A 25238-nucleotide genomic window follows, 5' to 3' on the forward strand; every position below is an offset into this window, starting at 1 on the left:
TGCCTCCCTCGTATTGGCGCGGCGGCGGTTCAAACCCACCGGAATTCTAGCGCAACCTGCAAAAACCCGCGGTTCCGCGCAAGAATCACCCTAACGTCAATTTAGACGTTGGAAGCCGAGTGCCGCCACGTCACACGACGATTTTCCGGAAGGCGTGGCTACTCAGCCGCCATTCCCTCGGTGAATTGCAGCCTTGCAAGCCGTGCATAGAGACCACCCTGCGCAACCAACTCATCATGTTTGCCTTGCGCCACGATTCGCCCGTTCTCAAGCACCACGATCCGGTCGGCCTTCTTCACGGTCGCCAGACGGTGCGCGACAATTATGGTCGTGCGCCCGGCACAAAGCACATCCACCGCCTGCTGCACCGCGCGCTCGCTTTCGGCATCCAGCGCCGAGGTGGCCTCGTCCAGCAGCAGGACCGGTGCGTCGCGCAGGATCGCACGGGCGATGGCGATGCGCTGTTTCTGGCCGCCCGACAGCATCACGCCGCGTTCGCCGACATAGCTGTCATAGCCCTCGGGCAATGCCGCGATGAAGTCATGAGCAGCAGCGGCACGTGCGGCCTGTTCAACCTCGGCATCGCTGGCGGTGGGGCGGCCAAAGCGGATATTGTCGCGCACGGAAGTGGCAAAAATCACCGGATCCTGCGGCACCAGAGCGATATGTCGGCGGAAATCACTGCGGGCCAGCGCGTGCAGGTCGGCCCCGTCCAGAGTCACCCGCCCCCGATCGGGATCATAGAACCGCTGGATCATCTGGATCACCGTGGTCTTGCCCGCGCCTGACGGGCCGACAAGCGCCACGGTTTCCCCCGGCGCGACCGTCAGTGACAGATCGTCCAGCGCAAGATACTCGGGGCGCGACGGGTAGCGGAAGCTGACCGCATCAAGCGCGATCTCGCCCTTCACCGGCGCGGGCAGTTGCGCGGGTGTGCCGGGGTCCAGCACGGTGTCCGTGGCGTGCAACAACTCCACCAGCCGTTCAGTGGCCCCGGCGGCCCGCTGCAATTCGCTCCAGATTTCGGACAAAGCGGCGACCGAGCCCGCCATGATCACCGAATAGATCACGAACTGGATCAGCGTCCCTTCGGTCATGGTGCCCGAGCGGACGGCGTTCGCCCCCATCCACAACACGCCAACAACGCCGCTGAAGACCAGAAAGATCACGATCACGGTCAGGATCGCGCGGGTACGAATACGTAGGCGCGAGACCTCATAGGACGTCTCGGTCATCTCGGCGAATTGCGCGCGGCTGGCACCCTCGCCGGTATAGGCCTGCACAGTCTGCACTGCGCTCAGTGCCTCGCCCGCGCTACCAGACGACGCGGCGATCCAATCCTGATTTTCGCGGCTGATCCGGCGCAGGCGGCGGCCCAGCACCATAATGGGCACGATCACGATGGGGATCAACAGCAGCACCATGCCAGTCAGCTTGGCCGAGGTCAGCAGCATCAGGATCAGCCCGCCGACAAACAGCAGCATGTTGCGCAGTGCAATCGACACGGACGAGCCCAGGACCGACTGGATCAGTGTCGTATCCGTGGTGATCCGGCTGAGCACCTCGCCGGTCATGACGCGTTCGAAAAACTCGGGGCTCATCCCGATGACGCGGTCGAACACCGCCATACGGATATCCGCCACCACTCGTTCGCCCAGACGGGTCACCAGCGCGTAGCGGATGCCGGTGCCCAGCGCGAGGATGGCGGCAATCCCCAGCGCCGCCAAGAAGTAGCGGTCCAGCAGATCACCGTTTTCGATGCGAAAATTGTCGACCACGCGACGCACCGCCAGAGGCAGTGTCAGTGACATCGCGGCGGTCAATATCAACGCCGCCACGGCCCCCGCCATCAGGCCCTTGTAAGGCAGCATGAACGGCCAAAGCGCCCCCAGAATCCCCAGCTTGCGAGAGGTGGCGCGCTCTTCGCTGGCATTTGGCGCGGGCTGAGCGGGTTTCGATCTGGCCATTATGTGGTCTCGCGTTGAAGTCTTTTTGGGGCCTGCGCCCCTCTGGCCACGCTTCATGACTCTGCGTCCCGCGCAGGTCAAGCAAATGCGCATCTGCTGGCCTGCGGCCAAACTGCCCAAACGCAGCACGATTTCGAAAACACGAGGGCCAGCACAGGTCCCCACCCTGTGATCCTGATCAGGGTGGTTTCAGGGAGTGTAGAAAGAAAATCACATCTTTTCAGGTAAATACCCGGAAAATTGCGCAATCTTTCGCGAGCGTATTGCCGTGAGAGAATTCTTGGAGCGGGCGGCGGGAATCGAACCCGCGTCTTTAGCTTGGAAGGCTAAGGTCTTACCACTACACAACGCCCGCTCAACAGATTCAGGTAGTATTTCAAACGTTTCTGGGCGTCAAGTGAGACTAGTGGGTACTAGCGACAGTTAGATGGCATTGTTGATAGCAACTGTCGTTAATTGGCTTGAACTCGACCTTGAGCACTCCATGTGCAGTACTGCACCGCAGGCCGTCAAGGCAGAACGTCGCCGCACCCGCGAAATCGGTTCGCTGTTGAATTCACACATCGCGGGACGTTGCTGCCGTTCGCCCCTTGTCTCCGGACGGCCGCAGCCAGACCAGAAGCAGCTGTTCGAACCTGATGCGGTCACCGAGATGCTGCGATGGCGAAGCATCTGGACCGTCATTCTGAAAGCTGCCGTTCCGCAAGTGGTTACGCGCATGGATGTGACCCGGGATGGAAAATGGCCCCGTAGAAAGGGCAGCTGCAATGGACTCTGCAGGGCTGCTCACCTGAAGAAATCTCCATTTCGGATAACCCAGTAGTTATTGCGCAACCATAGTATGATCGGGCAACAAACTGCAGTTGGCACCTGTTCCTCGATGAGTTGAACAGGTCGCTTGATCTGTAGGATTTAGTGGCAAAACTCCAAAACCAATTTTCTAGCAGGGCGAAGTCAGAACGCCAGTGTAGGGACGTCGACAATTGTCGCGCCGCCATCGACCGTCAGAACCGCCCCGGTAATCATGGCAGCCTCGGCGGAGCATAAGAACGCAACTGCAGCTGCCACTTCTTCATCTGTGGCGGCACGGCCTAGCGGTACGTCGCGTGTAACTAGGCTGTAGGCCTCCTCGACCGACTCCAGGCCCCGGCGCTCTGCCAACTCTGCCATCTCCGCATCGGCCATTTCGGTGCGGACCCAGCCGGGGCAGACCGCGTTGCAGCGCACCGCGTGTCGGCCGTAGTCGCGGGCAATGGATCGGGTCAGCCCCAGCAGCCCGTGTTTCATGGTGACGTAGCCGCAGGCCTCCGGCCCGGCTGCAAGCGCTGCGATCGACGCCATCATCAGGATGTTTCCGCGCCGCTCCTTCAGCGCCGGCATGGCGGCACGGGCAGAGACCATGGCGGTGTTCAGATTGGCCTGAACTGCGGCGCCCCAATCCGCGTCGCTGATCCCTGTGAGGGTGCCAAAACCGAAACCGCCGGCATTGCAGACCATCACGTCCAGGCCGCCTAAGCGGCTGCGGGCCAATTCCACCAGAGCTACCATATGCTCCGCACTGGCAGCATCCCCCGCCAGGGCAATGCCGCCGCAGCTTTTTGCTACTTTTTCGATCGGTTCCAGGCGGCGGCCGGTCAGGATCACATTGCCGCCTTCGGCTGCTATCCGGCGGGCGGTGGCGGCGCCGATCCCGGTTCCGGCACCGGTGACAATCGCGGTTTTGCCTGCGAAGCGGGTCATGGCTGCAGACCTTCTCCAGAGAGAAAACTTTGGGCCAGAACACGGGTTGTTCCGATGAACCGCTGATTGCGAGCCTTGGATCCGGGTTCATCCATCCGGGTGATGATCCAGCCGGCATAGGTTGCCGACCGCAGCAGGATGAACAGGTCGAGCTCGCCCAAGTCGATCACCCGCTCCGACAGGTAGCCGGCAATCAGCGCAGCGCGCAGCGCCGGATAATCGGTCTCCCGCATATTCTTGAGCAAAGTGGTGGCCAGGTCGAACAGCCGGAAGCCAAAACCGCTGTCGTCAAAATCGATCAGCTGCAACTTGTCCCCGTCAGCCATCACGTTCTCGCGCACAAGATCGGCATGGATAAGGCCATAATCCAGTTTGCCCTCCAGCCGTTGCAGTTCCGCATCCGCTTCGTTGCGCAAGGCAAGGAACAGAGCGCGGTCCTCTTTGGTCAGGCTGGGATTTTCCCAAAACCGGCCCCAGACCGGAGTCTCGCCGAGCAGACCCTCCCGGTCCCAGGACCATCGGCTGAAGCCCGCGGGCGGGGTCCAGCGGTCGGAGACAGCATGCAGCCGCGCCATTTCGCGGCCGATGCCATAAAACAGGCCAGTGCGGTCGGCGGCGGCCAGATCCTCGCCCGTTTTGCCGACGGGGGCGCCGGAGAGCCAGGTCAGCACATCCGCCTGGATGCCGTCAGCCACACGCAGAAACTCGCCCGAAGCCGAGGGGATCGGGGCCGGCACATGCAGGCCGCCCTCCGCTGCGGCGTTCATCCATTGCAGCTCCGACCACAGTTCCGTATCTGTGCGGTAGCCGGGGCGGTGCAGGCGCAGGGCATAGGAGCGCCCGGCGTGATCGGCCCGGTAGACCTGGTTTTCGCGGGTGGCAACAAGGCGGGTCTCCGCCCCCTGCATCCCCCAGAGCGCCAGGGATTGCTCCACCGCTGCCGCTGTCATGGCTGCACCGGGGTTTCGGCCAGCACCTCATCCAGCGTGTCGAACAGCAGGTCGGCGTTTTCCCTGGAAAACGGCATCGGCGGGCGGATTTTCAGGGTGTTCTTGTGGCGGCCCAGCTTGGAGTGAATGATGCCGCGGCGGCGCATGGCATTGATCACCCGGTCGGTAAACTCAATCGCCGGCTCTTTGGAGGCGCGGTCCAGCACCATTTCGGCGCCAAACACCATGCCGGAGCCGCGCACATCGCCAATGACATCATATTTCTCCTGCAGCGCGGTCAGCCGGTTGCGGGCATGGGCGCCGACGGCCTCGGCGTGGGCCGGCAGGTTCTGTTCCTCGATCTCCTCCAGCACCGCCATGGCGGCGGCGCAGGACACCGGGTTGCCGCCGAAGGTGTTGAAGTAGCGGTAGCCGGAGCGGAATTCTGTCAGAATTTCACTGCGGGTGACGACGCCGCCGACCGGGTGGCCGTTGGCCATCGGCTTGCCCAGCGTCATCACATCCGGCACCACCCCCATCTTCTGATGCGCCCACATATGGGTGCCGGTGCGGCCGAAGCCGGACTGTACCTCGTCGCAGATCAGCAGGCCGCCGGCCTTGCGCACCACCTCCGCCGTGGGCTTCAACCAGCCGTTCGGTTGGTTCGGAAACCCCTCGTTCAGGAAGAAGGGGCAGACAACCAGCGCGGCAAAACCGGTGCTTGCCTCCTCATGCGCAGCGATCTGTTCCGCCACGGCGGCGGCGAATTTGCTACCATCCGGGTCCGGGTTGCGGTAGCTGTCGGGCGCTTCGGCAAAGCGGAAATACTGCTCCAGCCCGAAGCCCACGGTTGGCGTGTTCGAGCAGCTGAGCTGGCTGACCAGCGCGGTATTGCCGTGATAGGTCGCGTCGGTGGCCACGATGCCGCGATTGCCGGTCATCGCTTCGGCCATGCGCAGGGCAATGTCGTTGGCCTCTGATCCCGTGCAGGTCAGGATGGCGGTGTCGAGCGAGGCATCCATGGTGCCGGTCAGCTTCTCTGTGTAGTCGAGAATGCCCTCGTGCAGATAGCGGGTGTGGGTGTTGAGGGTCGCCGCCTGGCGGCAGATCGCCTCCACCACCCGCGGGTTGCAATGGCCCACATGCGGCACGTTGTTGTAACAATCCAGATACTTGCGCCCGTCGGCATCCCAAAGCCAGACGCCCTCGCCCCTGACGATGTGCAGCGGCTCGTCGTAGAAAGTGGAGACATTCGGCCCCAGGAGCCGGGCGCGCCGGTCGATGAGGTCCTGGGATCTGGCAGGCAGGGTCATGGCGTTTCCTCGGGTCAAAGCTGGATCCAGGTGGATTTCAGGTCGGAGTATTTTTCCAGGGCGTGCAGGGACTTGTCATGGCCGTTGCCGGACTGCTTGACGCCGCCCAAAGGCACGGTCAGGTCAGAGCCGCCGTAGGTGTTCACATACACAATGCCGGAGCGGATGCCCGCCACCATGCGGTGTGCGCGGCTGAGAGTTGCGGTCCAGACCCCGGCAGAAAGCCCGTAGGTGGTGGCATTGGCCAGGCGGATTGCCTCTTCCTCGTCCTTGAAGGTGGTGACGGCCAGCACCGGGCCGAAGACCTCGTTCTGGAACAGATTGTCCTGCGGTCTTACGCCCGCCACGATGGTCGGCTGCATGTAAAAACCGCCGGTCTCCGCCAGGATGCGCTGGCCGCCGCTGCGCAATTCGGCGCCCTCGGCCTCTGCCTGGGCGGCAAACTCCAGGTTGGCTTCCAGCTCTGCCAGCGAATGCACCGCGCCGATCTGGCTGGCGAGGTTGAGCGGGTCGCCGACCCGGAAAGCCTCGGCATGGCGGGCCATTTCAGTGATGAAATCCTCGGCGATGTCCTCTTGCACCAGCAGCCGCGAGCCGGCCACGCAGACCTGGCCCGAGTTGCGGAAGATGCCCGCAGCAGAGAGTTTGGCTGCCTCGGCCAGATCGGCCGCATCGTTGAATATGATGTTGGGAGATTTGCCACCCAGCTCCAGGTAGCAGCGCTTGAGGTTGGAGCGTGCCGAATACTCCAGCAGCCGCCGCCCGGTGGCGCCGGAGCCGGTGAAGACCATGATGTCCACATCCATGCTGAGCGCCAGGGTCTCGCCGACCACGCTGCCCTTGCCGGTCACCACGTTGAACACCCCCGGCGGAACACCGGCCTCAACCGCCAGCTCGGCGATCTTCAGCAGGCTGAGCGAGGCGCTTTCAGCCGGCTTCAGAACAATCGAGTTGCCTGCCGCCAGCGCCGGGGCGATTTTCCAGGAGCCGATCATCAGCGGGAAGTTCCAGGGCACGATGGCAGCGACCACCCCGACCGGTGCGTGATGCACCAGGGCCAGCACATTCTCTGCCGTGGGGGCGACCTGGCCATAGATCTTGTCGATGGCCTCGCCGTAGTAGCGGAAGGTTGCGGCGGCCGACAGTGCCTCCGCCTTGATTGCCATGGTGATTTCGGTGCCGTTGTCGCGCACCCCCAGCACGGCGATTTCCAGCGCCCGCTCCTCGATCAGATCGCCTAGCTTCATCAGCACCTTCTTGCGGGCGGCGGGGGCCATGCGGGACCAGTGCCCTGCCTCGAAGGAGGCCCGTGCTGAGGCAATGGCACGCTCCATGTCGGCAGGCGTTCCTTCGGCCAGCCGGGCCAGCGGTCGGCCGTCGATGGGGGAAATCACCTCCAGCGTGCCGCCGATCAGGGAAGCCTGCGCCTCTCCATCGATGAAATGCCCCTGGGCCGTCACCTCCTGCTGGCGGAAGGCGTCGATGTCTCTCTGGTTCAGCATAGTCCTACCCCTGCTGGCTGGAATGTTCGTAGTCAGGCCCAACCGGATCCGGCTTTCGCTTAGCTTTCTGCTCGCGGATCAGGGTGCGGATGTGCAGCACCAGGATCCCGATGATCATCACGAAGATGATTGCAGCGATGGGGCGGCTGATGAAGTCTATGGGGGTTTTCACTGCTGCCATTGCGGCGCGCAGCTTGACCTCCATGATGCCGCCCAGGACCATGCCCAGAATGATCGGCACAATCGGCAGGTTCAGCCGCTTGAGGATCAGGCCGAATACGCCGAAACCCGCGGCGATGGCGCAGTCGGTGATCGAATTGCGCAGCGAATAGACGCCGATGAAGGACAGGGTCAGGATCATCATGCCCAGAAACCGGGTCGGGATCTGGATGATCTTCAGCAGCAGGTTGGTGGAGAACAGCAGGAACACCAGCACAATCACGTTGAGCAGCATCAGGGACAGATAAAGCGCCATTACGAAATCCAACTGGGTTTCAAACAGCTGCGGACCCGGGATCACGTTGTGGACGTAGAACACCGACAGCATCATCGCGGTCAGCGCTTCGCCCGGAATGCCCAGGGCCAGCAGCGGGATCATTGCCGCACCTGGGACAGCGTTGTTTGCTGCCTCAGATGCGACAAGGCCTTCGGGAGAGCCGTTGCCGAAGGTGTCCGGAGTTTTCGAGGTCTTCTGGGCGTAAGTGTAGGACAGGAATTGTGCGGTGAACTCACCGACGCCGGGGATCATGCCCATCAGCACGCCAAGGGAGGACGAGACGGTTGCGATGCGCTTCATCCCCAGCAGCTCTTTCATGCCCGAAAGCATGTTTCCCTGCACATGGGCTTCACCGGGGGCGTGGTCCTTTTCGATCAGCAGCAGGAAGGCCTGGCTGAGGGCAAACAGCCCCAGCACCACGACAATAAGGTCAAAACCGGAGGACAGCCAGCTTTGGTCGAAGGTGAAGCGTTTGGTGTATTTGACTGGCTCCAGCCCGACGGTGTTCAGGAATATGCCGAAACAGGCCAGCATTCCGGCGGCAAAAGTTTGTCCGCGGTGTGCTACCACCACCAGCAGGATGCCCATAAAGGCGGCGAGAAAGATCTCGCGGCTGCCGAAATGCGGGGCGATCAGCGCCAGCAGCGGTGACAGCACTATCAGGCAGACGACCGAGAAGATGCCGCCGAAGAAGGACGCCGAATAGGCCAGCGACAGCGCCCGGTGGCCTTCCTTGCGCTTGGTCATCGGATAGCCGTCATAAGTGGTCAGTGCATTGACCGGCGTCCCGGGGGTGTTGATCAGGATGGCGGGAATGGCGCCGCCGTACATCGAGCTGCCGTAGATCCCCAAGAGCAGGGTCAGTCCGACGATGGGCTCAAAGGCAAAGGTGGCCGGCAGCAGGATGGCGATGGCAACCGCGGGCCCGACACCCGGCAGCGCGCCGATGATGACGCCGCCGATGGAGCCGATGGCAAGTGCCACGAAGACTTCCCATTGGGCAAGGATCTGAAGACCGGAAAGAAACGTTTCCATGGCAGCCTCACAAATAGGTCAGCGCAAAGCTGCGCAGCGCATCGGGCAGATGCTGATAGATTTCGCCTGCGGGTATTTTCACCTGCAAAAAGCCCCGGAAGATCAGTGCGACGCAGGTGGCAAACAATGACGCAAGCGCCAGATGCTGCGGGCGGCGGAAGCCTGCACGCAAGGTGAGGTACAGGGCGAACAAAATGGTTGACGGCAGGTAGCCGCAAAGCGGGACAATGGCGACATAGGCCAGGAAATAAAGCACGTATTCCAGAGATTGGAGCCAAAACACCACCTCCTTCAGGCGACCTGGAATGCGGGGGGAGACCATTGAGCCCAGCAAATGGAAGGCGCCGAAAACCGCCATCCCCCAGACCGCAATGCTGGGCCACAGCGACGGCTGGCCGTACCATTTGGTGCGTTTCACCCATTTGGTCTGCTCGCCCAGCTGGCTGAGCAGGAACAGCGCGAACAGCAGGAACACCACAGCAAAAACCAGATCGCCCGGCCGCCGGTAGCGCTGAAACAGTTCCTGAAAATACTTGATGCGTGTCATCGCTGCGCCCTCCTCCTGCCGCGGTGGATGCCGGGGCGCAATGAAGCGCCCCTGGCTGTATTATTCGCCGACCAGGGCGTTGACCTCGGCCAGATCGGTGATGTCTTTCTCGATTTGCCGGGCAGAGGCTTCGGCGTCCTTCCAGTAGAGCAGCACGCCGGTTTCCTTCATCAGGTTCTGCGCGGCTTCTGTCTCCAGCGCGGCCTGGGCAGCGGCGGCGATCTTCTCGCGCGCATCCGCCGGGGTGTCCTTATGAACAAAAAGCCCGTTCCACAGCGACAGCTCCAGGCCAGGAACCACCTCGGCCATGGTCGGGACATCCGGGGTAAGCGAGGTGCGCTCGGAGCCGATGCTGGCCAGAATCTTGATGCTATCGATGCAGGGCAGCAGGGTCTGCAGGGTGCCGTTCACCACGTCCACGTCACCCGAAGCCAGCACGTTGCAGTCCAGAAGGTCGTAGGCCGCCTCGCTGGCGAAATCGAAGCCGGATTTGATGGCTGCGGCAAAGGTCACCTTGGTCGGAGCCAGGAAAGTGCCGTAGTGACCGAGCGAGACGTCATTTTCCGCACCATACGCCGCCAGCTCTTCCCAGGTGCCGTAGGGCTTGTCCGCCAGGGTTGCGACCACAAACGGATAGGTCAGGAAGATGCCGACCGGATCGAAGGGATTAGGGCTCAGTTCCGGAATGCCGATTTCAGGACCGACCACCGGCACCCCGATCACGAAGGAGCCGACCGTGTAGCCGTCAGCCGGGGCGCCAGCCACTTCGACGGCACCAGGGAACGGTCCGCCGCCGCCGCCCGGCTTGTTCACCACTGCCGCAGGAACGCCGTACATTTCCTGGAACTTGTCGGCGATAATCCGGGTCAGCACATCCTCCAAATCGCCCGGGGGCCAAGGCACCACGAAGGAGACCGGTTTTTCCGGATATTCCGCCATGGCGGCGGTAGCGCTGAGAATAGCTGCAGCGGCTGCGAGTTTGAGTTTCATGTAGTCCTCCCTAGATGTGTTCGGTTTCTTCAGTTATTGGTGTTGCCCGGTGGCACGGTTCCCTCCGCCACCCAGCGGTCGAGGATTGCCAGCGCCGTTTGCGCGAAGGCGAGGTCGTTGATGTGGGCTTCCAGTTCTGTTGCCTGAACAGAAGGCGCCACGGTGTCGCCCAACTCGCTGATGAAGGCTTCCAACCCGTCCGGGTCGTGGCAGTCGCCGCCGGGGCGGTCCCATTCCTCGATCCCTCCTTTGGGAATGATCAGGTGCGTGGGTGCTTTGCTTCCGCCCAGCCGCCGGTTCAGCTCTCGGGCGATCCCGCGGCGTTCATCAGCGTTGTAGAAAGTGTTCTTGACCAGCTTGTTGTGGGTGTGGATCGGGCGGCCTTGGAATTGGACCGGGATCTCCTGCCAGCCGGCAAAGTCGATCAGATCCATGCAGCCCGGAGCTACGATCTGCGGAATGCCCGCGCGGCCTGCCGACAAGTGCCGGTCACGGCCTGCGTTGACCACCGAACCAGCCATCAGGTTGCCCAGCTCGCAGCCGGCAAAATCCATCACGCAGACAAAGCCGTTCTGCCCCGCGATCTGCTCAAACGCCATGCCGCCCATGCCCATGGCATGGAACACAGCCACCTCATAGCCGCGCTGTTCGAGCTCCGGCTTCAGGATTTTGATGTATTTGAGGCAGGAGGTGCCGAGCGATGTAACGCCGATCACCGGCCGCCCGCTGACCGCAGGTTCAGCCGCCCGCGCTGCCCCCAGGACAGCCCCCGCCGCCTGGGCCAGCGAGGACCGGCAAATGCTGTTCAGCCCGTACAGGCCGCCCGCCCAAAGGATCATCTGGATATCCGGCGACAGACGTTCAGAAGGGATCAGCGCCGAGAAGGAGACGGTCGAGACCACATATTTCGGCACCCCCACCGGCAGTGCCTGGCAGACATCCAGCGCCAGATCGGTGCCCATGGTGCCGCCCAAGATGATCACCCCGTCGATGCCGCCGTCGCGGTGAAGGTCCCGGGCCAGCGCGCAGGCGCCCACCGACATGATATTCATCGCCACATGCTCGCTGCCGCTGTCGATCGCCGCCTGGATCGAGCTGCCGCCGGCCTTGGCAACATCGTGCTTGGAGAAGTCGGCGGGCTGCTCAGGGTCGCCCAGCACGCTGACATCCAGGGTCAGCACGCCGCCGCCCAATGCGCGTATCTTTTGCGCCAGAAAGTCTAGCTCGGCGTTCTTGGTGTCGTATGTGCCGATGACTAGTATGACCTTGTCAGCCATTGTGTTCTCCCTCCCGCTGATGGCTTCAGCTCCGCATGATTTCGCCCTTGGGGTCATAAAACGGGGCCAGCTGCACCTTCAGCGGATACATCCGGCCCGCGATCTGCACCTCAAATCCACCCTCATCGATCCAGGCCTTGCTTACGCCGCCATCGCGGTGGAGGCTGGCGAGCCCGACCATCGCCTGCAGCCGGAAGCCCCAGTCGCCGGAGGTCACATGGCCCACGATCTCCCCGTCTTTCCAAACCGGTTCGTTGTGGATCAGGTATGGGCCGTCTTTGGCGCCGACGCCTTCGGCGATACAGGAAACCGTCCTGAACTGCGTCGCCGCTCCACCAGCTTTCTGCGCGGCGAGCCTGGCTTTGCCGAGGAAATCACCCGCCTTGCCAAGCGCAACCGCAAAGCCAAGCCCGGTTTCAAAAGGGGTGTCGTCTTCGGCAATGTCGTGGCCGAAATGGCGGAAGCCTTTCTCCAGACGGCAGGCATTCATACCGTACATGCCCATATGGCGCAGGCCCAGCGGTTCCCCTGCTTCCATCAGCGCCTCATAGACACCAGCTGCAAATTCGGTTGGCATCATCAGCTCATAGCCGAGCTCGCCTAGGAACGACCGGCGAATGGCCCAGCTGCGGGCATAGCCCATGTCGACCTCCTGCGCCGCGCCAAAGGGGAAGGCTTCGTTCGACAAGTCATCGCCGGAGATTGCAGACAGGATTTCGCGCGACTTCGGCCCGTGGATGGAAATCAGGCCGTAGGCTGAGGTCGCATCGAAGATCTCGAACCGCCACTCCGGGTCCGCATGGTCGCGGATCCAGGCCTGGTCGCGGATCTGGCTGGGGTGGCCGGTGATCACCATGAAGCAGTCCGGCGCGGTGCGGGTGATAGTGACATCCGCCTCAATGCCGCCGCGGGAGTTCAGGAACTGGGTATAAACTGAGGTCCCGGTTTCCACATCCATTTCCGCACCGCTGACCCGGTTCAGCGCGCTCACCGCATCGGGGCCTTGCACCTGGATCTTGGCATACATCGACTGGTCGATCAGCACCGCCGCGTCCCGCGCCGCCAGGCATTCCACCTCGACATGCGGCGACCAGTCCTTCCACCACAGGTTCGGCTCCTCGTTCCAGCCCTTGCACTCCGGGTCGAAATACATGGGAACCTCCCAGCCGATCCGTTCGGCAAAGGCGGCGCCCGCCGCCGTGAGGCGGTCATGCAGCGGCACCCGCCGCACGCCGCGGGCGCTGTGGATCTGGCGGCCCGCCCAGGAGACGCCATAGTGGAAGCCCACCGATTCCGCGCTGCGGTCATGGTTGTATTTGGTGTTGCGCTGGAACGGGTGCGCCCGGCGCGCCAGCATCGGCCCCATCCCGCGCGAGGGTTCGCCGTCGGTAATCCATTCCGCTATCGTCAGCCCGACGCCACCGGAGTTGAGGATGCCGTTGGAGTTCATCCCGGTGGCAATAAACAGGCCCTTGATCTCACTGGTTGGCCCCAGGTAGGGGCGGCCGTCGGGGGTGAAGCTCTCAGGGCCGTTGAAGAAGGTCTGGATGCCCATCTCGCCCAGGGGCGGCATCCGTTCGAACATCTTCTCCAGGTTCGGCTCCACATGCTCCATGTCGAAGGGCAGCTCGTCGAACTCGAAATCCTCAGGGATGCCATCGGCGCCATAGGGCTTGCCCAGCTTCTCGAAAGAGCCGATCAGCAGCTTGCCGGTGTCTTCCTTCCAATAGGTGCGCTCCTCGGCGATGTTCAGGATCGGCTGATCCTTCGGCAGCCCCTCGACCGGCTCGGTCACGATATAGAAATGCTCGGTCGCGTGCAGCGGCACAGTGACGCCATGCGATTTGGCAAACAGATGGCTCCACATGCCGCCGGCCAGCAGCACCTTGTCTGTGGCGATCACACCCCTGTCGGTTTCCACCCCGGCAATCTTGCCGCTGCGGACAACCAGCCGCGTCACCATGGTCTCCTCGAACAGCTGCGCCCCCTGAGCCTTGGCGCCCTTGACCATGGCAACAGTCACGTCCAGCGGGTTCACCTGGCCGTTGGACGGCACGAAGAAGGCGGATTTCACATCCTCCGTTTCGATCCAGGGCCATTTCTCCTGCAATTCCGCGGGTGACAGCAGAAAGCTCTCGATCCCCATGCGGTGAGCGTGGTCATGGCTGCGCAGCAGCTGCTCGTGTCGCACATCGCCAATCGCCAGGTTGATGGTACCATTGGGCTTGTAGCCGGTGGCCTGGCCGGTTTCCTCCTCCAACTCGCGGAATAGATGGGCGGTGTATTTGCCGAGTTCGGTCTGGGCGGTGCTGTCGCGCAGCTGGCCGACGATGCCGGCGGCGTGCCACGTGGTGCCGCTGGCGACCTTGCGCCGCTCGATCAGGACTGCAGGCACACCCCGCTTCGCCAGGTGGTACAGCGCCGAGACGCCGATAATGCCGCCGCCGATGATCACCACAGGAGCTTGTTCCGGGAGATTATAAGCCATCAAATCTTTCCTTCAGCCCGCTGGCGCGGGCGATCTGCAGGTTCCAAACCAGAAGCGGTGAGGCGCCGCGGGGCGCAGGCATCAGCCGCTAAGCTGCGAACCTTGTGGCAGAGGGAATCGATTTTCAGAAATTTTTCGCACCAAAGGTGCTATTATCGCACCCTACCCAAACACCCGCCCGGAAGGCGCACCGGTCAGCGCAGTCTCCAGTTTCCCGATGGCCGTCCGCAGCAGCGCCGCCAGTTCCTCCTGCCTGGCTTCGTCCAGGTTCAGGTCGGGAACAGCGATGGCAATGGTGCCTGCCGGGTCTTCGCCGTCAGTGAAGAATGGCATCGCAACGCTGGCGACACCTTCCTCCACCGTGTTGCGGCAGCAGGCATATCCACGGCTGCGGGTTTCCTCGATAATCTGCTGCAGTTTCTCGTCATCGGTCACGGTGAATCGCGTCAACTTCTCCCGCTTCAGTTTCAGCAACCGTTCCCGGGTGTCCGCAGAGCAGAAGGCCAGAAACGCCAGCCCGGAAGAGGAGGAATGAAACGGGTAGGTTTCCGCGGGCCTGAGGTTGATCACATTGCCCCGCGCAGGCAGGGTGTAGGAAGCGGTCGCCAGCCTGTTTTCGCCTGGGATGCCGACATGGACGGTTTCGTTTGCCTGCGCCGACAGCCACTGCGTCACCACTTGGGTGGCCTTGACCATCGGCACCGTCGCCTCACGCAGCCGGGCCAGCGACAGGAACCCGTGGCCCAGCCGGTATTTCCGGGTCTCCGGGTTCTGCTCAATGAAGCCGTGCTTGCTGAGCGACAGCAGCAGCCTGCGCGTCACCGCCTTGTCCTGACCGCTGGCGCGGGCCAGATCGTTCAAGCCGATCTCCAGACTTTCCAACGAGAACTGGCGCAACAGAAGCATCGCCTTGTCTACGGTTTTTATGGTACGGCTCCCTGCCTGATTTCGATGGCGGATGCTGTCCGCGCGCCGGTCATCTGCCCCGGGCGTAGCATATCACCACCGCAGCTGCGTAATTTTCTGTAATCTAAGAGCAGATTATACACCTTGCAGCAGTAGTACCCGCAAACAAAAAACGCAGGTTTCAGCCCTTTGGGGCTTCACCGCCGGGCACCTGTTCGTACGAAACTAATTCTCGAGGAAGCCGCAGCGAAAGATCAATTCGCCCTGCAACTTGGTCACACGATGTCAGTTTCATGCTGCACCCACGACGTATGGCAGCTTTTGATCGCGGAAGCGCGGCGAAAATTGTGGCCTGATCTGGCGACAGGACTGGATTTGCAAGGGGTGCTTTCTGCGCTTCGCTGACGCTCATGCGTTGCGCAGCGTTCGACAAAGTGGGCTCTTAAACCTCATTCGCTGCAAGATCCACGAACGGCCGGTCTAGGCAGAACGGACCTTCGCTGCGCTAGATCGACCAGGGCAGATGCGGACGAAGTTGCTTTTTACCCGTCTAGGTTCAAAGACCGATGCCAGCCGAGGGTGTGTGAAAACTCCGGCACATGATCTCTCTCGTCGCGCTCGTTTTCAGCACCTGTGCAAAAGCTCTCCCTGTGCCGCGAGAGAGCGCACATAAAGGGTGTTTTCGGCGTACTCCGCCGGACGGTCAGAGTTTTCACACACCCTCAGCCCGGAGCTGACCTTCAGTATGAGCCATCGACGCCATTAGGGGAGCGTTTTCTGCAAATGCTCGGAATCAGTGGCCTGATGCTGAAAGCTGACGTTCGACTACTGTGGCGCGCCCCTACCTATGTTGCGAGTTGCACCAAGGGGTGCAATGCGCAGATTTCAGACTTTGCAAAGCCAGCCGTTTGACCCGATCCGCCGCAATTTCATGCTGCGGTGCCGCCCTCAGGAGCAGACGTTCGCCGCAAGTGCAGCATGCTTACCCGGTCAACTGGCGGCAATGCGGACAAAGTTAGCTTTCGCTGCGGTTTCTCGAATGGCTGGTTTGAGATCCACCTCAAGAACTGCCAGGCAAAGAGGTTAGATCTAGCGGATCACTACACCGCCCAACACTTCACAACTGGATCACGGCCATCTTGTCCTGCGTCATGTCGTGGATCGTGTAACCGATACCGCCCGTATTATATCCAGACTGACGGCGACCTGCGAATGGCATCCAGTCAACCCTGAAGGCGGTATGATCGTTCACCATGACCGCTGCAGCATCCAGCCGCTGAATGGCCTGCATGGCGGTATCGAGGTTTTTGGTGAAAACCGCAGACTGAAACGCAAAAGGCAAACCATTCGCGGTGCAATACGCATCCCCCAGACTGTCATACCCATAAACACAAACAACCGGCCCGAAAATCTCGGCAGTGGAAACACGCACATCTGCGGGCGGGTTCAGCAGGACTGTTGGTGCATAAGTTGTCGGCCCAAGCCGTTTGCCGCCTGTCAACACGGTTGCCCCGGCCTGAACGGCCTCGTTCACCCAGGCTTCGACGCGGTCGACCTCGGCGGGACGGATCAGGGGGCCGCAATCCACGCTGGGATCTCGGGCGTCTCCGACCTTCAGCGCGGCGGCCGCATCAGCCAGTTTCTGCGCGACCTCAGCGGCCATTGCTGTGGGGGCAAAGACGCGCTGAACGGAAACACAAACTTGCCCGGAATGATAGAACCCACCCTTGGTCAACAATGGGATCATCGCGTCGATATCAGCGGTTTCATCCACGATCACCGGGGCCGCGCCGCCATGTTCCAACGCACAGCGCGTGCCGGGCGCAAGTTTCGACCTCAGCATCCAGCCAACCCGAGCTGAACCGATGAAGGAGAAAAACCCAACGCGCGGATCGGTGATCATTTGTTCGGCCACGTCATTGTGGCAGGCGGCGAACCGGCACCAGTCTTGAGGCAGACCCGCCTGATGCAGAATGTCGACGAAAACCTTGCAAGACAAAGGGGTATCCAACGCCGGTTTTACAATCACCGGGCACCCCGCGGCCACAGCCGGGGCCACCTGATGCACGATCAGGTTGAGCGGATGGTTGAACGCGCTGGCCGCGACCACCACGCCGATGGGTTCCCGCTGGGTAAACGCAATGCGGCCGGACCCCGTCCGAGTTAAGTCCATCGGGATTTCCCGCCCCGCCATCTGACCGATCTCGTGACTGCACAGTTCGACCCCATCAATGGCCCGCGTGACTTCGACGCGGGCATCGACCAGCGGTTTGCCACCCTCGCTGGCGATCAGCAAGGCCAACTCCTCGGCACGCCCAGTCATCAGCCGGGCGGTTTCCTTCAGGATTTCGATCCTTTTGTAGGCTGGCAGCCATTCATCGCGATTACGATAAAGGGCGCGGGCAACATCCAGCATGGCGTCGACATCATTCCATCCACTTAGCACTACACTGCCCACCTCGATCAGATCAAAGGGATCCACGACCTCCAGAACATTTCTCATATCAGGCAGACCTTTGCGGCCAGCTCATCAATCAGCACGCGCTGGTTTTCGCTGTAATCGACCGGCAGATCGATCAGGTGCACACCGCCAGCGGCGAAGGCCGCCTCGAAAATCGGCACCAGATCCTCGGTGCGCTCAACCCGGTGGCCGGTCGTGCCATAGCTGTTTGCATATTGCACGAAATCGGGGTTGTTGAACTCCAGCCCCCAATCGTCGAAACCTGCATGGGACTGCTTCCAGCGGATCATGCCGTATGAGCTGTCGTTCAGCACCGTCACGACCAGATTCAAGCCCAGCCGCACCGCAGTTTCAATCTCTTGGCTGTTCATCATGAACCCGCCATCGCCGCAGATCGCCATGACGCGACGGTCAGGATACAGCTTGGCGGCCATCATTGCCGAGGGCAGCCCGGCCCCCATTGTGGCCAACGCGTTATCCAGCAGCACCGTATTGGGCTGATAGGCCTGATAGTTGCGCGCGTACCAAATTTTGTAGATGCCATTGTCTAGCGCGATGATATCGCAATCTCCCATGACTTTGCGTGTATCTGCCACAAAGCGCTGCGGGATCACCGGGAACCGGGCATCATCGGCTCTTGCCGAGATATGTAGATCTGTTTCCTTTTTGACGCGCTCGAAGTAACTGCGATCAAACTCCAGCGGCCCACCCAGTTTATCACCCAGCCGAGCAATGGATTGCGTCAGATCCCCAACCACCTCGACCTGTGGGAAATACACCTGATCGACTTGCGCGGCCTTGTAGTTCACGTGGATCACTTTGGTGCCGCCTTCTTCCATGAAGAAGGGGGGCTTTTCGACGACGTCATGCCCGACATTGATGATCAGATCGGCACGCTCAATGGCACAATGCAGGTAGTCCCCGTCAGATAGCGCCGCGGTGCCGAGGAACAGTTCGGAACGTTCATCCACCACTCCCTTGCCCATCTGCGTGTTGAAGAATGGGATTTGCGTCTGTTGAACGAACTGGCTGAGCGCGCTGCGCGCGTGTTTACGGTTGGCCCCCGCACCCAACAACAGCAAAGGCATCTTTGCCGAACGGATCATGTCGGCTGCTTCGTTCAACACCGTGTCACCAGCCACGGCATAGTGGCGCGGATGCGGTTTCAGAACCGGTTCCGAAGTATCTTCGGCGGCGATGTCCTCGGGCAGTTCCAGCAGGACAGCGCCGGGGCGTTCCTCTTGCGCGACACGGAACGCCTCACGGATCAGGGAGGGGATGGTGTTTCCATGCACGATCTGCTTGGACATCTTGCAGATCGGCGCAAACAGACCCACCACGTCGATGATCTGGAATTGGCCCTGTTTCGATTTCTTAATCGGCTTTTGTCCGGTAATCATGATCAGCGGCATGCCACCCAGATGGGCATAGGCCGCCGGAGTGGCAAAATTGGTTGCGCCTGGACCAAGCGTTGCCATGCAGACCCCCGCCTTACCGGTCAACCGGCCGTAGGTGGCCGCCATGAAGGCCGCGCCCTGTTCATGCCGGGTCAAAACCAGCTCGATACTGGAGGGTCTGAGCGATTCCAGAAGATCGAGGTTTTCTTCACCCGGTACAGCAAAGATGTATTCGACACCTTCAGCCTCCAGCGCTGCGACCAGCAAATCCGAGGCTTTGGTGGGCGATGATGCGGTTGGGATAGAAGCTGACATGTGGTCTCCTGATGCAAATGCGGGTTGGCTCGTAGCCCAAGCTGCGTTGTCGATTGGGTTTGTAATATCGGCTATTCGGCAGCTTGCACCAGCTGTGGATCTGGATACAGCTCGTCCATCGAAGCCGACTGGCCATTATTCAGTACGATGCGCGCGTGATACCGTTTCAGCAGGCGCGGTTCGGCGACGCCACAGCTGTGGGCGATGATCCCGACTTCTTTCTTGATGTTCCTGGCATAGCTTGCGACACGCTCCGCTTTACTGACCGGATCAAGTCCGAATTGCAGTTTGGCATCGTGGGTGGTGATGCCAGTGGGGCAGGTGTTCTTGTTGCATTGAAGGGCCTGAATGCAGCCAAGCGCAAACATGTAGCCGCGCGCCGAGTTTACAAAATCCGCGCCTGCGCAAAACGCCCATGCGACCTCGGAGGGGTTGATCATCTTGCCACTAGCACAGACTTTCACCCGATCCTTCAAGCCAAATTTCCTGAGGATATCCACGGTCAGCGGCAGGCTTTCACGGATAGGCATGCCCATATTGTCGATCAGGCTCATCGGCGCGGCACCGGTGCCGCCATCGGCGCTGTCGATTGTAACAAAATCCGGGGCGCTTTCGGGGCCGCGCTTTAGAATCTCCTTACACAGGTTTTCAAAAAAACCAAAGGCTCCGATCACGGCCTTGAAGCCAACTGGCTTACCGGTGACGTTGCGCACATAAGCGATCATGTCCAGAAGATCGTCGACACTATTGATTTCCGGGTGACGGTTGGGGCTGATCGCGTCCTGGCCAACCGTCAGTCCGCGTATTTTGGCTATGTCCTCAGTCACTTTTGCGCCGGGCAAAATGCCGCCCTTGCCGGGTTTGGCCCCTTGACTAAGCTTAATCTCGAACATCTTTACTGCGTCATGGGCGGCTACAGCGCGCAGCTTGTCCTCGTCAAAACCGCCTTCAGGTTTACGCACGCCAAATTTGCCCGTGCCGATCTGGAAAACGATGTCTGAGCCGTTTTCCAGATGATAGGGCGACAAACCGCCTTCCCCGGTATTGATCCAAATACCGGCCTCTTTTGCACCGGATGACAATGCGCGCACTGCAGGCACCGAGATTGCGCCATAGCTCATCCCTGAAATGTTAAAGACTGAATCCGTCGTATAGGGTTTTTGCGTATAAGGTCCGATGGTTACAGCAGAAGGGTCCATTGCGTCTTGCGGCGGATGTCTTTGACGACCCGTTCGGCCGCCGGTTTGTCGGTTCCAACTTTCAGTCTCATCTTCACTCCTTGACGGTTCAGATGAGCCAGAAACCTTCCGTTATGCAAATACTCTAATCAGGCCCAAAGGTGCTGATCCCGGACAATACACTAACCTAGTCCGTGAAGCGGCGTTTTGGTTATTGCCAACTTGCAAAAGTCTTGCGGGCCAGTTCACTTTCTGGTCGCAGATTTTCAATGCCTCCATAGGGTTCATCAGTTCCAATCTCGCGATGTGGGTATTTTGCAATCATTTTTTGATGGCGTTTGGCCATATCCTGAAAGGACGCTCCGGACCAAAGCGATTGGCCGATGTCAGAATACATCTCGCGCGGATCGCGAAGGATATTGAACACCGGCGCAGCGGCCCCTGGTACACCAGGTGCGGGCATGTGCATCTTGAATTCCTGTTTCACAATCGAACGCAAAACCGGTCCTTCGTAGATATAGACATAATCTCTTCGCGAGTTGCCATCCCCCTCAAGAAACAATGCTGTCTGGTCCACGCCGTCGATGACCCGGTCACGCGGGATGAATTCAGTTCCGCCAGCGATACGGGCGAAGGTTGTGAATAGATCGGAAACGTGAACGATGTCCCCTGCGTACTTGCCTCCTTCGATTGCAGCTGGCCAGCGTACGAAAGCATCAACACGCACCCCACCTTCGAGGTGTTCCGCTTTGCCGCCCCGGTAAATCAATTCGATCATGCCTGAAGTGGGCGAATACTGCTTAAAGATGCCGTTGTCTGCCATGATCACAACAAGCGTGTTATCCGCAATTCCAAGTTCATCAACCTTGGCCATCAAATCACCGATCCAATCGTCAAGTTGCTCCATTTTATCAGCCATAAAGCCACCGTTGCGGGACCGCTGCTGTTCGCCGTAAGTGAAATTGATTGGGTAAAGCGGCCAGTATTGGAGAAAGAATGGATCATCTTCTCCCGCCAAACGGTCAAGTTGCTCCAAGACCTGAGCCTGATAGGTCTCGTTCATACGTTCATAGTGCGCCTGTGTCCATTCCTCGCCAGCTTCTATGCCGACCTCCCGTGCGGCCTCTCCGGCCCTGGCTTCGAGGCCAGTTACAAGACCATAGGGTTTGAACCGTTCATCCATTCCGTATTTCCCGGATTGAGTAGACGGATGCCAGCCGTTGAGGTTACCTGCATTCGCAGCCTCTGGTGTCATCAGGCTCAGTTGTACTTGCTGATGGACTGGGAAATACGCGACATCAAACCCCTGATTATGAGCGAATGACTCCTCAATATCGCCCTGGTGCCATTTCCCAACATGAGCTGTGTTATAGCCGGATTGATTGAGAATTTCGGCGATGGTAACTTCGTCCTTGGACAACCCTTCACCAACAAGGGCAACTTTCACTTCCTTGACACCCGCGCGAATTGGGTGCCCTCCGGTCAGGAATGCAGTGCGGGTAGGTGTGCAGGAAGGCTCAGTATACATCCGCATCAAAGAAAGGCCTTCTGCGGCGAAATCGTTGATGTTTGGTGTGTCAAATCCGGTGACAAAGTTCATCGCAGGATTGCCCATGAGGCCAAAACTCACGTCATCGATGAGAACGTAGAGAATATTAGGGGGCTTACCATCATTTCTCTCTCGAACTTCCTCCAGTTTCTTATCGATCTCAATGTCTTGGGCATCCCATTGCTCGCCGTACTGAGCGCGAAGAAAATTGAATTCTCCGTCATGGACGATGGGAGTTTCCTGGGCCACGGCTGATGTGGCAGCAACTATGGATGCAAATAAGGCGGTTCGAAAAATCAAGTTAGAGCTTCCTTTATTGTGTCGGCGGGCAACAATGGGTTTCAATCAAAGTTGGCCGCGTTTTGGGCCGTCTCGAAGACCAGTCAATACCAGAGGGTCACGCTACGTGCTACTTGCGCCATGTAATCGCCATTCGCTGTGCCGCCTACTAAGGTGAGCTACCGGCCGATTGCCATATTTTGCAAAGTCCGTTTACTTCGCATTGCCATCCTTCGTGCACCACGCGGCATTTGTCGGATTGGGCTCCTTCCGGACCTCGGATGCAATGTGGCATTTCCTTCATGGGACCGTTCGCCATCGATTCATACGGCCCATTCCTGCCGTTCACCCAACATGCCAATCGCTGCAGCGCGGCCCGTCATTGCGGCCATTCGCTGCAAACGCGAAGCCTTCGACGCGCTGAACTCTCGCAACGCCGACTAATGCTGATTGTCCAATGAGGCGCGACCGAGTTGTTCAGTGCTCATGCCACAGCCGCACATTAAGGTTGCATCGGCGATGTTCCCGTTCGACGAGTTTCTCATCCCGACTTATCAGGCTAGGACAGCCGACAAAAATGCCATTACACTAAGTTTGAAACGCGCTGGAGGGGTCCGTGGCAAATGAGGTTAGAAGACTCTCTGCGATAGTGGCCTCCGACATGGTTGGCTACAGTCGGCTAATGGAGTTGGACGAGACCGGAACCCTCGCTCGGCAAAAAAAAGTGCTCGACCAGGTCATTAACCCCAGCGTGGCTGAGTTTGAAGGGCGAATAGTAAAGACCACCGGAGACGGCATACTGATCGAGTTTTCCAGTGCCGTAAACGCTGTTTCATGGGCCGCTTCTGTGCAACGCGCGATGATCATTCACGAACGTGATCAGGATGTAGATAAACGAATTTCTTATCGTATTGGGATCAATCTCGGTGACGTTCTCGTCGAGGAAGACGACATTTTCGGCGAAGGGGTGAACATCGCTTCCCGCCTGGAAGGATTGGCTGAACCCAATGGGATAATGATCTCGGATACGGTCTTCAAAAGCGTGAAAGGCAAACTGGATCTTGGCTTTGCCGACGTGGGGCTCAACAAGGTCAAGAACCTTTCGGAGCCGATACAAGCATTCAAAGTGCTTCTTGATCCGGGTGACGCTGGCAAAATTCTTGCCGATCCAGGCCCGATCTCAAGCCCGATCAGAAAACCATCGGTTGTGGCAGCGGTTGTTCTATTGGTGGGATTAAGTGTCCTCATCGTTTCAATCTGGACTCCGAGCTTCGGCAATCCCGACGATGGAATTCTGATCGTCCCGTTTACGGCCGAAACTAGCTCTGACAGAGTCTCAGCGGATGTCGTGACAGAGTTGTTTCTTCGATCCTACAACAGACTCAGGCAGTTACCCACTGCACCGCATAGTAGGTCGATGGAACACAAAGGTATCGCCGTCACGTTAGAGGATCTGAAACGGGACATTGATGTCAGGTATGTTCTGGATGGGTCGATCAGAACGCACGAAGGCAATATCGAAATCCGTGCGCGCCTCAGAGATGCTGCAGAGAGCGGCGACGGTGTCATCTGGCAGCAGATCGCCGAGGGGGAAAAAGATCAACTGTTCGATCTCGTTGGCGAACTGAAACTCAAGGCAGCCGGTGCTTTGAAGCTCAAACTCAACCCGGTTGAGCGGCGAATTTTTCAAGAAACTTCCACAAATGACGCAAACGCGTTCCTTGCCTTTGCAAGCGCCGAAAGACTGCTGCACAGCAAGGATTTCACAGATATCGGTAAGGCTCTGCCGCTATACGAGGAAGCAATCGCGCTAGATCCCAGCTTTATCGAGGCTAAACTCGGATATGCACAAGCCAACTTTCAAATCTGGCAAGGAAGCTTCAACACGATACGCTTCACGCTGGACGCACTGAATGATGCAAAGACTATTGTCCGAGATGTGCTCAGCGACGATCCCTCAAATTCAGTTGCTCTTGGATTGCAGGTCAGATTGCTATTGCAGCAACTCCAGAGAGACCGCGCTTTGTCTATCGCGAGAGCGGCAGTATTCAACAACCCAACCGAGCCAGGCCTGAGGCTTCTGCACGGCCTCACTCTGAATGCGGTTGGCGATTACGAGCAGGCCATCGAAGCGTTCAAACAGTACGAAGCGCTGTCCGCACGACTCAGTGCGGGCGAAAAAGGGGATTTGGCATGGAATTATCTCAGGGCGGGTAGCAGCGAGAAAGCGCTTTCGTTATTGCTGAGCATCCCGGAGGACGAACTGCGCGAACAGCACTTTAGGATTCTGGCGGAAGCATATTACCGTGAAGGCGACGGCGAAAAGGCGCGTGAATACATCCAACGCTTTCTGACCAATAACGTATGGCTGAATTTGATGTGGATGAAGCCATGGTTCGAAATTTATGAAGACGCTAGTGTTTTTAGCCTCTTTTCCGAAGCCATGTTGGAGTCTGGATTGCCCGAATGGCCTTACAACTTCGACAAGGGACGCGAAGGGGACCGCATCACGCATGATGAGCTACTGCTGTTGTACTCCAACCAGTTCGAAGAACAGTTCACGACAGGCCCGTTTGGAGCACCGTATTCAGAAGACCGAGGAACTGACGGCACGGTCGCAATGCATTTTGGTTGGATGAATGGCATCCCCCTCTCAGGGACATGGAGCATCAACGGCAATTCCATTTGCCAGAGGCTCCCATCGGTCCATCAGGGGCGGGAACAATGCCATTACCTCTATCGTGACGAGGCCAAGTCGACCGAGACCATGCAATATGTCTCGACAGTCTTGTCCTTCGGTGTGATCGATTCAGAATTCACGCGCTTAGAAGAAAATTGAGCGTCGCGCTTTGCAAACTACGATGATTTC

15 protein-coding genes, 1 tRNA gene and 1 pseudogene are annotated in these 25238 nt (G+C 59.5%); 1 reads left to right on the plus strand and 16 read right to left on the minus strand.

Features of this window, described 5'->3' with window-relative positions; genetic code table 11:
* Positions 1–158 precede the first annotated feature (158 nt).
* The 16 genes and pseudogenes from AB1E33_RS14410 to AB1E33_RS14485 form a co-directional block, all read right to left on the minus strand.
* Positions 159–1967, minus strand: a complete 1809-nt coding sequence (locus AB1E33_RS14410) for an ABC transporter transmembrane domain-containing protein (RefSeq protein ID WP_372577968.1) — start codon at positions 1965–1967, stop codon at positions 159–161.
* 281 nt (positions 1968–2248) lie between these two features.
* Positions 2249–2322, minus strand: a tRNA-Gly gene (locus AB1E33_RS14415).
* 599 nt (positions 2323–2921) lie between these two features.
* Positions 2922–3707, minus strand: coding sequence for an SDR family NAD(P)-dependent oxidoreductase (locus tag AB1E33_RS14420; protein ID WP_372577969.1), 786 nt, complete (start codon positions 3705–3707; stop codon positions 2922–2924).
* A complete protein-coding gene (locus AB1E33_RS14425) occupies positions 3704–4657 on the minus strand; it encodes a phosphotransferase enzyme family protein (protein WP_372577970.1) in 954 nt (317 codons plus the stop codon). The genes AB1E33_RS14420 and AB1E33_RS14425 overlap by 4 nt, the downstream gene beginning before the upstream one ends.
* Positions 4654–5949 carry an aspartate aminotransferase family protein gene (locus AB1E33_RS14430; RefSeq protein WP_372577971.1) on the minus strand — a complete coding sequence of 432 codons (1296 nt, stop codon included), beginning with the start codon at positions 5947–5949 and terminating at the stop codon, positions 4654–4656. The genes AB1E33_RS14425 and AB1E33_RS14430 overlap by 4 nt, the downstream gene beginning before the upstream one ends.
* Before the next feature lie 14 nt (positions 5950–5963).
* Positions 5964–7451: an aldehyde dehydrogenase gene (locus AB1E33_RS14435; protein ID WP_372577972.1), complete on the minus strand. Its 1488-nt coding sequence runs from the start codon at positions 7449–7451 to the stop codon at positions 5964–5966.
* A gap of 4 nt (positions 7452–7455) precedes the next feature.
* Entirely contained in the window at positions 7456–8982 is a 1527-nt protein-coding gene (locus AB1E33_RS14440) for a tripartite tricarboxylate transporter permease (RefSeq protein ID WP_372577973.1), read from the minus strand.
* Between the two features lie 7 nt (positions 8983–8989).
* The gene (locus AB1E33_RS14445) at positions 8990–9529 is read right to left on the minus strand and encodes a tripartite tricarboxylate transporter TctB family protein (protein ID WP_372577974.1); all 540 of its coding nucleotides are present in this window, start codon (positions 9527–9529) and stop codon (positions 8990–8992) included.
* 60 nt (positions 9530–9589) lie between these two features.
* Positions 9590–10519, minus strand: coding sequence for a tripartite tricarboxylate transporter substrate-binding protein (locus AB1E33_RS14450; protein WP_372577975.1), 930 nt, complete (start codon positions 10517–10519; stop codon positions 9590–9592).
* A gap of 29 nt (positions 10520–10548) precedes the next feature.
* Positions 10549–11796: a Tm-1-like ATP-binding domain-containing protein gene (locus AB1E33_RS14455; RefSeq protein WP_372577976.1), complete on the minus strand. Its 1248-nt coding sequence runs from the start codon at positions 11794–11796 to the stop codon at positions 10549–10551.
* A 25-nt stretch (positions 11797–11821) separates the two neighbouring features.
* Positions 11822–14284 carry an FAD-dependent oxidoreductase gene (locus AB1E33_RS14460; RefSeq protein ID WP_372577977.1) on the minus strand — a complete coding sequence of 821 codons (2463 nt, stop codon included), beginning with the start codon at positions 14282–14284 and terminating at the stop codon, positions 11822–11824.
* 162 nt (positions 14285–14446) lie between these two features.
* Positions 14447–15244, minus strand: coding sequence for an IclR family transcriptional regulator (locus AB1E33_RS14465; protein ID WP_372578172.1), 798 nt, complete (start codon positions 15242–15244; stop codon positions 14447–14449).
* A 1063-nt stretch (positions 15245–16307) separates the two neighbouring features.
* Complete coding sequence (locus tag AB1E33_RS14470) at positions 16308–17693, minus strand: aldehyde dehydrogenase family protein (protein WP_372577978.1); 1386 nt, start codon at positions 17691–17693, stop codon at positions 16308–16310.
* Complete coding sequence (locus tag AB1E33_RS14475; protein ID WP_372577979.1) at positions 17690–19363, minus strand: acetolactate synthase large subunit; 1674 nt, start codon at positions 19361–19363, stop codon at positions 17690–17692. Before AB1E33_RS14475 ends, AB1E33_RS14470 begins: the two co-directional genes overlap by 4 nt.
* Before the next feature lie 71 nt (positions 19364–19434).
* Positions 19435–20571: pseudogene (locus tag AB1E33_RS14480) on the minus strand (FMN-binding glutamate synthase family protein); the annotation flags it as partial.
* 181 nt (positions 20572–20752) lie between these two features.
* Entirely contained in the window at positions 20753–22390 is a 1638-nt protein-coding gene (locus AB1E33_RS14485; protein WP_372577980.1) for a sulfatase-like hydrolase/transferase, read from the minus strand.
* Between the two features lie 595 nt (positions 22391–22985).
* Here AB1E33_RS14485 and AB1E33_RS14490 point away from each other — a divergent pair.
* A complete protein-coding gene (locus AB1E33_RS14490) occupies positions 22986–25208 on the plus strand; it encodes an adenylate/guanylate cyclase domain-containing protein (RefSeq protein WP_372577981.1) in 2223 nt (740 codons plus the stop codon).
* The last annotated feature ends 30 nt before the right edge of the window (positions 25209–25238 follow it).

The organism is Ruegeria hyattellae, assembly GCF_041537925.1.
In the GTDB taxonomy this organism is placed as follows: Bacteria; Pseudomonadota; Alphaproteobacteria; order Rhodobacterales; family Rhodobacteraceae; genus Ruegeria_C.